This window comes from Echinicola arenosa (genome assembly GCF_014841125.1).
Taxonomy (GTDB): Bacteria; Bacteroidota; Bacteroidia; order Cytophagales; family Cyclobacteriaceae; genus Echinicola; species Echinicola arenosa.
On record NZ_JACYTQ010000001.1, the window covers coordinates 1,202,250 to 1,215,378 of the forward strand.

At 41.3% G+C, this 13,129-nt stretch carries 7 protein-coding genes; 1 reads left to right on the top strand and 6 read right to left on the bottom strand.

The features are described 5' to 3' along the window. Positions 1 to 65: 65 nt before the first annotated feature. Complete coding sequence (xylA, locus tag IFO69_RS04520; protein ID WP_192008726.1) at positions 66 to 1,379, bottom strand: xylose isomerase; 1,314 nt, start codon at positions 1,377 to 1,379, stop codon at positions 66 to 68. A gap of 98 nt (positions 1,380 to 1,477) precedes the next feature. After that, a complete protein-coding gene (locus IFO69_RS04525) occupies positions 1,478 to 2,968 on the bottom strand; it encodes a xylulokinase (protein WP_192008728.1) in 1,491 nt (496 codons plus the stop codon). A 191-nt stretch (positions 2,969 to 3,159) separates the two neighbouring features. Here IFO69_RS04525 and IFO69_RS04530 point away from each other — a divergent pair, with 191 nt between their 5' ends. After that, entirely contained in the window at positions 3,160 to 3,999 is an 840-nt protein-coding gene (locus IFO69_RS04530) for an AraC family transcriptional regulator (RefSeq protein ID WP_192008730.1), read from the top strand. Between the two features lie 42 nt (positions 4,000 to 4,041). Here IFO69_RS04530 and IFO69_RS04535 read toward each other — a convergent pair whose 3' ends face one another. From IFO69_RS04535 to IFO69_RS04550, 4 genes are all read right to left on the bottom strand, one after another. Then, entirely contained in the window at positions 4,042 to 6,246 is a 2,205-nt protein-coding gene (locus IFO69_RS04535; RefSeq protein ID WP_192008732.1) for a TPR end-of-group domain-containing protein, read from the bottom strand. A gap of 248 nt (positions 6,247 to 6,494) precedes the next feature. Beyond that, positions 6,495 to 8,138 (bottom strand): sodium/sugar symporter, encoded by a 1,644-nt coding sequence (locus tag IFO69_RS04540; protein WP_192008734.1) that lies wholly within the window; start codon positions 8,136 to 8,138, stop codon positions 6,495 to 6,497. A 160-nt stretch (positions 8,139 to 8,298) separates the two neighbouring features. Beyond that, the gene (locus IFO69_RS04545; protein ID WP_192008736.1) at positions 8,299 to 10,245 is read right to left on the bottom strand and encodes a sialate O-acetylesterase; all 1,947 of its coding nucleotides are present in this window, start codon (positions 10,243 to 10,245) and stop codon (positions 8,299 to 8,301) included. Positions 10,246 to 10,248: 3 nt separating this feature from the next. Beyond that, positions 10,249 to 13,128 (bottom strand): glycosyl hydrolase 115 family protein, encoded by a 2,880-nt coding sequence (locus IFO69_RS04550; protein WP_192008738.1) that lies wholly within the window; start codon positions 13,126 to 13,128, stop codon positions 10,249 to 10,251. Between the last annotated feature and the right edge of the window lies 1 nt (position 13,129).

The window sequence follows — 13,129 nt, forward strand, 5'->3', positions numbered from 1 at the left end:
CGATAATTATCAGGATCAAAATGACGGTTACCTTGTTATGAGACAGCCTCTTTCTTTTTGGTAATTTAAATATACTGGTTCAGAATATTCTCATACATCTCCTGCTTACCACTCCTAGAAGCAGGTTCTCCAGTGGCTATTGCATGGGCTCTCAAGTCTTCCAAAGTCAGTTTCCCTGACTCAAACTCTTTGCCCTTACCAGAGTCAAAAGAAGCATAGCGATCCTTTCTCCATTTTTTATACTCAGAATGTTCCAAGATATCATGCGCAATTAGCAATGCCCTGGCAAAGGCGTCCATGCTTCCAATATGAGCATGAAAAAGATCATCAAGATCCGTGGAATTTCTTCTCAACTTGGCATCAAAATTAACACCCCCACCTTGCAAACCTCCAGCTTCCAAAATCACCAACAGCGACTCTGTCAATTCTTGAAGGTTTAAAGCAAACTGATCTGTATCCCAACCATTTTGATAATCACCTCTATTGGCATCAATACTACCCAACAAGCCTGCATCAGCAGCCACTTGAAGTTCATGTTGAAAGGTATGCCCCGCCAAAGTAGCATGGTTCACTTCAATATTCAACTTAAAATCTTTCTCCAAGCCATAATGTCTCAAGAAACCCACAACGGTGGCTGAGTCATAATCATACTGGTGTTTGGTAGGCTCCATAGGCTTGGGTTCGATCAAGAAATTCCCCTTAAACCCTTGTTTGCGCCCATAATCTCTGGCCATCGTCAGGAACTTTGCCAAGTGCTCTGTTTCACGTTTCATATCGGTATTGAGCAAGGACATATAGCCCTCTCGACCGCCCCAAAACACATAATTTTCACCACCTAGGGCGATGGTGGCATCAATGGAGTTTTTCACCTGTGTAGCAGCCCAGGAAACCACATCAAAATCAGGATTGGTAGAAGCACCGTTCATATAGCGAGGATTGCTGAATACATTCGCTGTTCCCCAAAGCAGCTTGATACCGGTTTCTTTCTGCTTTTTCTTCGCATACTCCGTGATGGCCTTCATCCTGCTTTCATACTCTTCAATAGTGGCTCCTTCATCGATCAAATCCACATCATGGAAGCAATAATAGGGTGCGCCGATCTTGGTGATAAATTCAAAAGCCGCATCCATCTTGTCCTTTGCACGCTGAAGGGCATCTTCGGACTTGTCCCATTCGAATGTCTTGGTGCCTGGCCCAAAAGGATCATCACCCGTAGCATTGAAGGAGTGCCAATATGCAATGGCAAACTTAAAATGCTCTTTCATGGTCTTTCCGGCCACTACTTTCGTTTCATCATAAAACTTAAAGGCAAAAGGATTCTTGGAATCCCTTCCCTCAAACTTGATTTTCTCTATTCCAGGAAAATAGGTTTTTGACATGATATATTTGGTTATTGGTTATTTAGTTCTTGTTTTTGAGGTCCGCTGATCGCACAGATGAGCGCTGTTCTATCTTACTATTTCTAACATCCCAAGCGCTACCGGACTTTCTTTAAATTCTCCTCCCATTGCCGGTAGACCTCCTTGTAGGTCTTGACCAGAATCGGATCAGGATCAAAAGAAGCCACTTTTTCCAATCCTACAAAAGCCTCCTTGGGTTGTTCATAAATCCCAGCCGCGATACCTGCGCCCCTTGCAGCACCTTGGGAACCATCGGTATCATAAAACTCCAAGCTGACCTCATTCATATTGACAAAGGCCTCCCTGAACAACGGGCTTAAAAACATATTTGCCCGACCCGCTTTAACGGTTTTAAGCGTAAGCCCCATCTCTTTCATGATATTAAAACCAAAAGTCAAGGCACTTACGATGCCTTCTTGTCCCGCCCTGAGCAGATGACGCTGATCATGTTTCAGTAAATTTAGGCCACTCATATGTGCTCCTACGGTCTTGTTTTCCATAATCCGTTCTGCTCCATTGCCAAAAGGAATAAAACTCAGCCCCTCCGCTCCAATTGGAACTTCAGCAGCCAATGCATTCATACTTTCATAGGAAATCGCTTCACCACCCAAAAGCCTTTTGAGCCAACTGTTCAAAATGCCCGTTCCATTGACGCACAAAAGCACTCCAAGGCGCGGATCATTTTTTTTGTGATTGACATGAAGGAATGTATTTACCCTGGATTGAGGATCAAAAACAGGCTGATCACTCACCCCATAAACAGTTCCTGATGTACCAGCCGTGGTGGCCAGTTCCCCTTTTTCCAAGACATTGAGTGAAAAGGCATTATTAGGTTGATCTCCCGCTCGGTAAGTCACGGGAATTCCCGCTTCCAGACCGGTCAATTGGGAGCATTGTTTACTCACCCTCCCGGTTTCGGAGAAAGAAGGAACCGCTTCTGCCAAGAGTGTCTTATCAATCCCATAGTGATCCAACAGCTCTTGGCTCAATTTATTTTCTTTGAAGTCCCAGAAAACTCCTTCGGAAAGCCCTGATTCAGAGGTAAAAATCTCTCCAGTAAGTTTCATGGCGATAAAATCACCTGGAAGCATCACCTTGTGGATCTTCGCATAATGTTCAGGTTCATTTTCTTTGACCCACTTCAGCTTGGAAGCAGTAAAATTTCCGGGTGAATTCAATAGGTTACCCAAACAAAAGTCTTCCCCCAAAGTATCAAAAGCCACATTTCCAATCGATACGGCACGGCTATCGCACCAAATAATGGAAGGCCTGATGACTTCTTGGTTTTGATCTACTAATACCAAGCCATGCATTTGATAGGAAATACCTATTCCTTTGACCTCTCCATTCTTGACCTGACCTTTTGCCAGCACGGCCTGGGTGGTTTCAACCACATATTTCCACCACATTATGGGATCCTGCTCCGCCCAATCTTTGTGAGGTGAAGCAATGGGCATTTCAATTTTAGGTTGGCCTTCGGAGGCGATCACTTTTCCGGAATCCGCATCCAACAAGGTCGTTTTCACAGATGAACTTCCGATATCATATCCGATCAATAATTGTCGCATGAATTATTTTGGGTTGATTAACATTGTACCATTTTCAATGAGGTAATCCAAGAACCTCTTTGAACAAAGTTCGATGAAAAACACAGCACCTTCTTACATTATTTGATTAAATTATAATACTCTTTGATCAAATACATAATCAAAGAGTATCATTACGTATCTTGTAAAAGTTTATTCAATCCCTTGCTCCTATGAAACCCATTGTTCAAAAGCTACCTCGGCAAGACTTCAAGTCCTTCGTGTCTATCATGATGAGCACACCTACCTTTGAAACTCCCTGGCATAGGCATGTCGAAAACGAAATCCTCTTGATAAAAGAAGGGTTTGGCACGGCTATCATTGGGGATTATGTCGGAGAATTTGCCAAAGGCGACCTATTCTACATTGGCTCAAATGTTCCGCACTGGTTCAGGAAGGCCTATGAGGATCTTTTCTGCAGGGTGGTGGTCATCCAGTTTGACCAAAGCATCTTTGGCAGCACTTTCTTGAAAATGCCTGAACTGACAGCTACCAACAAATTGATCAAACTGAAACAAGGCCTTGCAGTGAACTATGCACTACAGCCGACCATGGTCGACAAGATCGAACAATTGGTTGACGCAGAAGGTTTTGAGCATATCGGCACCTTGCTGGATATCCTGCACCAAATCAGCACCCAAACCCAAAACACTTTGCTGACCCATGAGCCCATTGACTCCTTTGATTCCAAGGGGATCATTGACGAGGTGCTGGAATATACCTTTGAGCGTTTTCAAGACAACATAAAACTGGAGGAAGTTGCCGCCATAGTCAAAATGAGCACATCCAATTTTAGGCGCTTCTTTAAGCTCAACACCAAAAAGTCCTATACAAAGTTTTTGAAAGAGATCAGGATAGCTCATGCCTGCAAACTCCTGCGGGATCCCAACCGCTTTGTTTCTCAGATTTTTCACGAATGTGGCTATAGAAACATCACCAATTTCAACCGACAATTTAAAGAAGTTAAGAGCATGACGCCTTCGGCTTATCGGAAGGAGATTTATAGAGAATAGTGGTTAAAAGTGTATCAATCTTTATCATATACCACTATACTTTCAGTGTTTGTATTTATCAGTCAGTAAAATAAAATCTGCATCCTCAAGATATAGTTTCCAATCTTCATCATTCAAAACTAACTCAACTTCGATCTCATTATTCGATAGACATTTTTCTAAATATTTTAAAGCATTTTCTTTGTCTTGTTTTATAGCATATATACATGACAGGTTATAGCTACTTGCTCCTAATTCAATCGCCTTTTTGCTCTTATCAATTGCCTCTCTATACAAATCTTCAGACTCTTTTCCTGTTTTGGTCTCAGCCAAGTTACCCAAATAAGTTCCCCAGTTGTATAGGGCTTCTTGATAATCTGGCTTTATTTTTAGGGCCTTAGCGAATTTCTCAAATGCTTGCCGATATATATCTTCAAATTCTTTTCCTAACTTGATTTCAGCTAATTGCCCTAAATAAGTCCCCCAATTATAAAAGACTTCGTATTTATCAGGTTTTATTTCTAGGGCCTTCTCGAATTTTATAAAGGATCGTCGATACAAACCTTCCGCTTCTTTTCCTGATTTCGTATTGGCTAAATCTCCTAAATAAGTCCCCCAGTTATAAAAGGCTTCATGAAAGTCGGGTTTTATTTCTAGGGCCTTCTCATATTTATTAAACACCTGTCGATATAAAACTTCCGCTTCCTTTCCTGATTTGGTTTTCAATAATTTTCCTAACATATTTCCCCAGTTGTATAAGGTTTCGTATTTGTCAGGTTTTATTTCTAGGGCCTTCTCATATTTATCAAATACCTGTCGATATAAACATTCCGCTTCTTTTCCTGATTTTATTTCAGCTAGGCTACCTAATTTATTTCCCCAATTGAATAATGCTTCGTGAAAGTCAGGTTGTATCTCTACGGCTTTCTCATATTTCTCAAACGCCTGTTGATACAAACCTTCTACATCTTTTCCTGATTTCATTTTTGCCAAATCACCTATCTTATTTCCCCAGTTGTACAAAGCTTCATGAAAATCATGTTTTATTTCTAGGGCTTTCTCATATTTCTTAAAAGCCTGATTATACATATCCTCTGATTCTTTTCCCAATTTTGTTTTTGCTAAGTCACCCAACTTATTCCCCCAGTTATTGTACAAACCAGACAGCAAACTGTTAATACCGTCATCCTCCAATTCAACTGTCTTTTCTTCAATCGACTTTACACGCTCTAAATCATAAGATTTAGAAATTAATAAATCAATAATCTCTTTCTTTAATTTGTCAACATCTAAATCATTTTGTTCAATTTGAATGGATTCTTTCATTTCAAACTGTTTGATTGATCTCTCAATATCTTTTTTAGCAATTTCTAGCCTTTCTTTTACTCCTTTGAAATGTTCCTCTTCGTTAATGTCATTTATTCCTTCAATCATCTCTCTTAATGAAGAAAATGGTTTATCTAAAATTTTTGGCTGACCGAGACCTAATGATTCATTTAATTTTAACATAAATGAATCTGAATCATACCCTTGAATATAATGTCCATTGATATTTAAGGAATTTAAAAAGTCTTTAACTTTCGTCTCTGGCTCATTTTCTTTATAACCAACCCAATACAACCCATTATCAAACCGGCCTAATTTTTTAATATGCTCAAAAACAGGATCAGAACCACTATAACCAATTAATATCCATTGCCTTTTATTTTTAATGCTATCAAATATTCTGGGCAGAGTTGCTTTAACCTTCTTCATTTCATCATCGGTATTTAGTAACCAAAGCCCATGATGTTGCCCATGCAAATAAACTACGGACTGCTCTTTAAATGTAGTTGTGGTAAGGTCTTTAAGAATCGCCATGTCATATGTTGCCGGGAATTCATTAAACAATGAAAGTGCACGTAGCATTAGGTTATCGAAATTTACAGTAAGTATATAATCGACATATCCGTTTTTAAGTAATTGGGCTAAATAGATATGAGTAACATTTACTTTCGCATTATCAATATAATTTTTCAATAATACATTTCTCTGATGAGGTTGAAGACAAGCTAAGAGCTTTGAATAGGTCCTTTCACTTTCTTTAAGTTTGTTTATAAATGGGTTATCAGAATATCTATCTAATATGTCTTTTACAATTTCTTTAGCTAATGGAATATTTCCAGATTTTGATGCTCCTGCCCCAAGAAAAAAGATAGGTCGAGGCTCTTCTTGTTCTTTAGCATCCTTCATCAAATAAGCTAATTCCTCTATTGTTATAGTTTTCATATTACCTACTTGTCTTTTCTTTTGGAATGAAGCACAATATTTCATTTGTATCTATCTAAAAACACCTGCCCCAATCTTAAACACATGTATATCAACAAATTAATGAATCTTTAATTATTAAAAAACACCATAACAAAGTAGTTTTAAATAGAAACAATAGATTACCAGTCCTGCTCTGGAAGGCTAATAAACCAAAAAAGGGACAGCCCAATTGAGCTGCCCCTGAATATTATATATTTTTTTTGATCTTACCAGAATACGATATACAAGGCGGCCAAAATACCACAGATCAAAATGGCTCCAATCTTAAACTTGGTACTTGTAGCAAAAAGCTCCTGATCGATGGCAATCGCTTTTTTACTGTCTTTTCCTTTTCCTTCCAACAAACTGATGATCACCATCAACACGGACAATACTAGGAAAACAACGCCCATACGATCGATAAACGGCAAGTTTGGCGTAATAAATTTGAAAGCCGCCGATAGTGGAATCGTCAATACAGCCGCAGTCAAGGCGGCATTGGAAGTGGTTTTCTTCCAGAAGAAACCAAAAATAAAAATAGCAAATACGCCCGGAGACACAAAGCCAGTATACTCCTGAATATATTGGAAAGCTTGATCCAGCTGTCTCAACTGAGGCGCCACAATCGCGGCTACCACAAAGGCCACCACTGCAGTAATCCTACCTATGGTCACCTGCTTGGATTCCGACACATTCTTATTGATAAACTCACGATAAATATCAATCGTAAAGATCGTAGAAGTACTATTCGCCATAGAAGCCAAAGAAGACACAATCGCTGCTGTCAAAGCAGCAAAAGCCAAGCCCTTCAATCCTGGAGGCAATAACTGCAACAAGGTAGGATAGGCCCTATCTGACTTAGGCAAGCCTGTAACCGTATCAGTCATGGATTCTATAAAAGAAGCATCTGCGCCTTGCTGGATGATCACATATGCTGCAATACCAGGGATCACGACGATCAAAGGCATCAAAAGTTTTAAGAATCCAGCGAAAATCATTCCTTTTTGTGCTTCATTTAAGCTTTTTGCGGCTAGCGCCCGCTGCGTAATGTACTGATTACATCCCCAATAGTTCAGGTTGATGATCCACATCCCCCCGATCAGCACACTAATGCCTGGCAAATCCAAATAGGCATCCCGAACACCACCGGTTCCGTCAGGAATCATCATTTCACCTTTCTCAATAATCATCGAAAAGTGACCAGGGGCCGCTTGTCTCAGCTGGCCAAGTCCTGACCATACATCGCCATCTCCCACAATAGAAAGAGCCAAATAAGTGGTCGCCAATCCTCCAGCAACTAAGAACACGACTTGCACCACATCTGTCCAAGCCACTGCTTTCAGTCCACCATAAATGGAGTAAACCATCGCAAATAGCGCCAAACCGAATATACCATATTGAAGAGGCACGCCCATGATCGTTTCCAAACTCAAGGCTCCTAAGTACAAAACAGAGGTAAGGTTGACAAATACATAAATCAGTAACCAGAAGATGGCCATGACCGTCCTCACCCGTCCATCATACCTTCTATTCAGGAACTGGGGCATGGTATAAATGCCTTCTTTCAGGTAAATGGGAAGGAAAAATATCGCCACAACCAAAAGTGTAGCGGCAGCCATCCATTCATACGTGGATATCGCGAGCCCCAAGGCAAAACCTGAGCCGGACATCCCGATAAATTGCTCAGCAGAAATATTGGAAGCAATCAAAGAAGCTCCCACCGCCCACCATGGCAGTGCTTTGCTGGCAAGGAAATAATCTTTGGAATCTTTAACGTGGCCTTTCTTTTCACGGGATACGACGATCCCCATAGTGATAATCAAAAGACAGTACGCCACGAAGACAACAAGGTCTAAAGTGTTAAAGGTCATTTTTTCTAATCAGGTTTAATGGTTTTTATTGATTTCAAATTGGGCGATAAGATATTGTTTTTTTCGGAAAGTTTCCTCATTACTTCAAGAACTATAATTATAAATTATCCTCATTTCATGACAAGAGCTTAGTGGATGAGACCCGATGATCCTTAAATACTCATTCCAACGTCATTTCAAAAGGCGATGCAGGCAATCCTTGTTGGTTCATTAAATTTGCCTGGACAGGATTATTAGCCCAAGCGTATCGAATTTTCTGGGGATTATCTATTGCTTCACACTTCACCATTACTTTTTTCCCTACTATTTGTGCTTTTGTCCAAACAAACACCCCATCTTCTCCAGCCACCGCAAAACCGGCTAAAGAATTTCCATCACTGGTCAATAACCCTTCCCCTACTTCCGCGAAAGTCAGTTCCAAAAATGCCCCCTTTTTCTCCACCGATTGGATCATTGGTCCGGAAAAAACTCCCTCATCTTCCCCGTAAGCTACCTTTTTGGCCTGTAGCGCCAATCTATTCCCTACGTTTTTTTTATCCAGTGGATGAATATCATTGGCTTCTCCTACATCAATGGTCACCGCCATTCCGGTATGGGGAATGGACAAGCTCTTTCTTTGCGCTTCTCTCAGTTTTGCCCAATTACTTTCTTGCGGCTGCTCACTGCTGGCCATAAAGTTGGGTAGCTGAACAAAAAGGAAAGGCAGGTCATCCCTCTTCCAAGCTGCTCTCCAACCCTGGATCAAAGCTTCCATCTGCGCAACATATAGATCAGGTCTACCCGTATTGGATTCCCCTTGATACCACAGGATTCCTTTCACTGGAAAATGATGTATTGGCGCTACCATGGCTTGATAGAGTCCTAGAGGATTCCACCTAATAAAAGTTTGACCTTGAAGTTCGGGCATTTCCGCTCCCAAGTGATATTCCCAATCCTCTTGTAACGGAATCACCTTTTCCCCCAACACAAGTTCATAAGGTTTATCGCGGACAAATCCACCCCGGTCACGCTCATTGATCACCCTAACCATTATGACATTCTTGCCAGGTTTTAGAACACCTCTCGGTACTTCATACCTTCTGGGAGGATACCGATAAGTAGTATTTCCTACAAAATTCCCATTGATAAACACAGAGTCAGCGTCCACGATGGTACCGAGCAACAACTTGGCATTGGCCTCATTCTCTAAGCTTTCATCCAGCTCAAATGTTTTTCTAAACCAAAACACCCCATGCATCGGCTCTGGCCAAAAATCTAGTTGCTCCATTTTAGTCCAGCCAAGCGGCTCAAAATCAACCTGATTCCAATTGCCAGTCTGGCTTTGGTAAGCCTTATCTTTTTGGTTAAGTTCTTTATACCAGTTTGTCATTCGTTCCCGATCGTCCTTTTCAATCTTTTTGATCAAATCAGGATTCTTAAAACGCATGGCCTCATCGTAATCCTCCGGAAACCGCTTCAATTCCGCTTCTCTGATCCAAGACTGAATAGGCGAACCACCTACACTTGCATTGATCAAACCTATTGGGATATCATAATCCTCTTGGATTTTCTTGGCAAAGAAATAAGCCACGGCCGAAAACTGGTATATATTTGCCTTATTGGCTGATAACCATTTCCCTCCCTTGACATCCTGCTGAGGCTCACTGAAATCATAGGCATCCGGCACATCAAAATAGCGAATCATAGGATTGTTCGCTTGCTGGATTTCTTCGGGAAACATCGGTTCCACTCGGCTCATGGTCTGTTCCATATTGGATTGGCCGGAACATAGCCAAACATCCCCCAGCCAAACCTCATTGAATTGAAAACTATTGTCAACTCCTTTGATCAACATCTTATAGGGCCCACCGGCTTCCATTCCATCAAAGACCACTTCCCAAAGTCCTTTTTCATTGGTTTTGGTTTGTTTTTCCTCCCCAAAGAACTTTACATCCACTTGCTCTCCGGGCATTCCCCATCCCCAAATCCGAATGGTTTCTCCCCACTGCAGCACCATCCCCTCACTGATCAAATGGGGAAGTCGCACTTCCGCATGAAGCTGCGAAGCCTTTATCCATACAAAAATTAATAAGACTAAAGATTTCAAGAATTGTTTCGACAAATACATGGCTTATGGGTTTGATTTTGAAAAATGCATAAAACTCTCTTCAGGACCCAGATAGCTTTCATTGAGCCCTCCAGTGTCAATTACTATCTTTTGGATCACCACGGCAGGATCAATCAGCCAAATTTTGACACTATGTTCGCCTGGCGCATCAATCACATGTTTACTGGTCTGGATATTGATGTTTTCACCCACCCATTTATTCCACATATATCCATTTTCTCCATGGTGCAGATACAATATTTGGGGAGCTTCATCATCCACTGAAATCCCTAAGCGCAAGCCTTCTTCTGTATTTTTAAAATTCAGTGTGGGAGAAAGATAGGTATAAATATTTATCGGCCCTTTTGAAGTAAAATAAGCCTTATATTCTACATAATTACGGGGACGCTCCACTTTTTCAATTTTATAGGAAACAGGGAAAGCGGTTAGCCCATCACCTGTTTTTCCTAAACCGGGAATTACCTGCCATTTAACTGGAGACACGACCTTTTGGTTGGTAAAATGCGGAGCTTCCATAGAGATATAACCTCCACTTTCTATAAATCCCGTAAAGTCATCTGGCACCTGGAACTTATGCACCGGTAATTTTATCGTCACCGATTCACTTGCTGATTGGAGTACTATTTCCCCTTCATGTTTTCCCAAGTCTAAACTTTCCCAATCTATGGAAACCTCAAGTTGTTCCTTTTCTTTGAATGTTCCATTTTCCTCACTGAGGGAAAGCCATGCTGGCTTTTTTACAATTTCATAAGATACTGCTGACTGCCCTCGATTAAAAAGGTTGATAAATGCATTATAAGTTTGATAAGGGCTGATGGTTGGAAGCGCTAAACTTTTACTATCGGGATAAAAGGCAGCTATTCCAGAGGCCGTCACGCCCAAACTTCCCGTTTTTGGTATACTGATGTTTTTTACAGTGGGCATTGCATTTTTTTCTGGTTGCTGCCAATAAGTGTAACCAATATGGGTTTGGTCCATCATATGGTTCCATTTACCATCCAACAGTTCATGATAGTCCATGGTCAACGCAGCATCCTTTTTAAAAAGGCTTTCCACTTCCTGTGCCATTTGATTGGTGAGTACATGGCCTTGCTCAGCATATAAATGGTTTTTTGCCGTAGCCAAGTACATTTCATTCAAATTGGAACAAGCCAATACAGGAAACAACACCAGTTGAAAATAAGCCGCTTGATAAGATGGCTCCAACTGATCATAGATTTGTTGGGCTCTATTTGCCAGGCCCTTATAGTCTTTGACCACCTGCTCAGCCTCTTGGTAATGTGTCAAACTATACGTATGCTGATCCAGCATTTCAGGTTTTCTCCTGCTATTAAATTGGGTGTATAGCTCTAAAATGTCAGCAATTTCATTTTCCAAACCAACACCAAACTGGTCACGGACCCACTGCACGGTATATTCAGGAAGCCTTTCAGCAGGCCATTCCTCTGGACGCCAAGCATAATCCAAGAAAAATGAAATGGGCAATTCCATCGGCTTGATATCTCCTACATTGACAACCCATATCCGATCCACACCATGCTCATAGGTTAAATGCATCTGCTCCCAGACCCTTGAAATCTGACTTGTATTTAGCCATTTGTAATTCCTAGGCCCACCGACGTAGTCAAAATGATAATACATACCATAACCCCCAGCATGCTGTTCCTTCCCTATTTCAGGCAATTTCCGGACATTTCCCCAATTATCATCACACAATAACAACGTCACATCATCCGGCACACGCATGCCTTTGTCGTAGTATTCCTGCACCTCTTTATAAAGCGCCCATACTTGCGGTGTTGTCTCGATGGGCTTTTGAGTTACCTCCTGAATAATTTTCCTTTGGTCTTTAACGATTTTCTCCAAAAGGGCGATATTACTTTCCTCGCTCATCGGTTCATCACCATCTCCACGCATTCCCAAAGTCACTATACTTTCATTTTCACCCATCCGCTTGATTCCCGTCCTCCAAAACTGTTGGAGTTCCTCAGCATTGGTCTTATAATTCCAGTCCCCTTTACCGTATCGACTCCATTCTACATGGGCACGCATTAGGGGTTCGTGGTGTGAGGTACTGATCACCACTCCATATTGATCGGCCAACTCAGCATTCATAGGATCATCGTCATAAAGTGACCTTCCCCACATGGCCGGCCAGAGAAAATTACCCTTTAGCCGCAAAATCAATTCATAGACTTTTTTATAAAAATCGTGGTTAAAACCTCCAAATTTTTCTATTGCCCATCCAGCCAAAGCAGGCGCTTCATCATTGATAAAAATCCCTCTATATTTGACTGCTGGTGAACCGAGACTATACCTTGTATGCTCCACAAAAAGCCTTGTTTTTTTCTTAATCGGAACATCTGCCCACCAGTACCATGGACTCACGCCGATCTGTTCAGACATTTCATAAATTCCAAAAATTGTCCCCCGCTTATCACTGCCCGCAATGACCAAAGCTTGTTCTACCCCTACAAAAGGCTCCTCAATGGTTTCAACCACGAAGGTTTCCCACCTGCCTGCTATCCCCGACACCTTGAGCTTTCCAGAAGCCACCAACTGATCGATCAGTCCTCCTGTTCCAAAGGTTCCAATGATGACCATATTTTGAGACTCAGGAATAGAGCTTGATCTAATTAAATCCGTCTCCTTTCCAGTAACGGCCTTGATATCTTTTTGAAAATTTTTGGCGGCAATCATTACCCCTTCATCAACAGCATCATCCACTATTAATGGAACTGCTATGTCATTAACAAGAGGGAAGCGTCCGTATCCGCCAGCTTCTGTGACAATATGCTTATCCTGCCGAGCCATCGTGTAGGAGTTCGACAAAAGGAAAATCAATACAAATAAAAAAACTTTAAGGCTTTTAAGTTTATTCATA

Excerpts from the sequence above, each read along its gene's own strand:
- IFO69_RS04535 (WP_192008732.1), bottom strand. The coding sequence starts at position 6,246 with ATGAAAACTATAACAATAGAGGAATTAGCTTATTTGATGAAGGATGCT.
- IFO69_RS04545 (WP_192008736.1), bottom strand. The coding sequence starts at position 10,245 with ATGTATTTGTCGAAACAATTCTTGAAATCTTTAGTCTTATTAATTTTT.
- IFO69_RS04530 (WP_192008730.1), top strand. The coding sequence starts at position 3,160 with ATGAAACCCATTGTTCAAAAGCTACCTCGGCAAGACTTCAAGTCCTTC.
- IFO69_RS04525 (WP_192008728.1), bottom strand. The coding sequence starts at position 2,968 with ATGCGACAATTATTGATCGGATATGATATCGGAAGTTCATCTGTGAAA.
- xylA (WP_192008726.1), bottom strand. The coding sequence starts at position 1,379 with ATGTCAAAAACCTATTTTCCTGGAATAGAGAAAATCAAGTTTGAGGGA.
- IFO69_RS04550 (WP_192008738.1), bottom strand. The coding sequence starts at position 13,128 with ATGAATAAACTTAAAAGCCTTAAAGTTTTTTTATTTGTATTGATTTTC.
- IFO69_RS04540 (WP_192008734.1), bottom strand. The coding sequence starts at position 8,138 with ATGACCTTTAACACTTTAGACCTTGTTGTCTTCGTGGCGTACTGTCTT.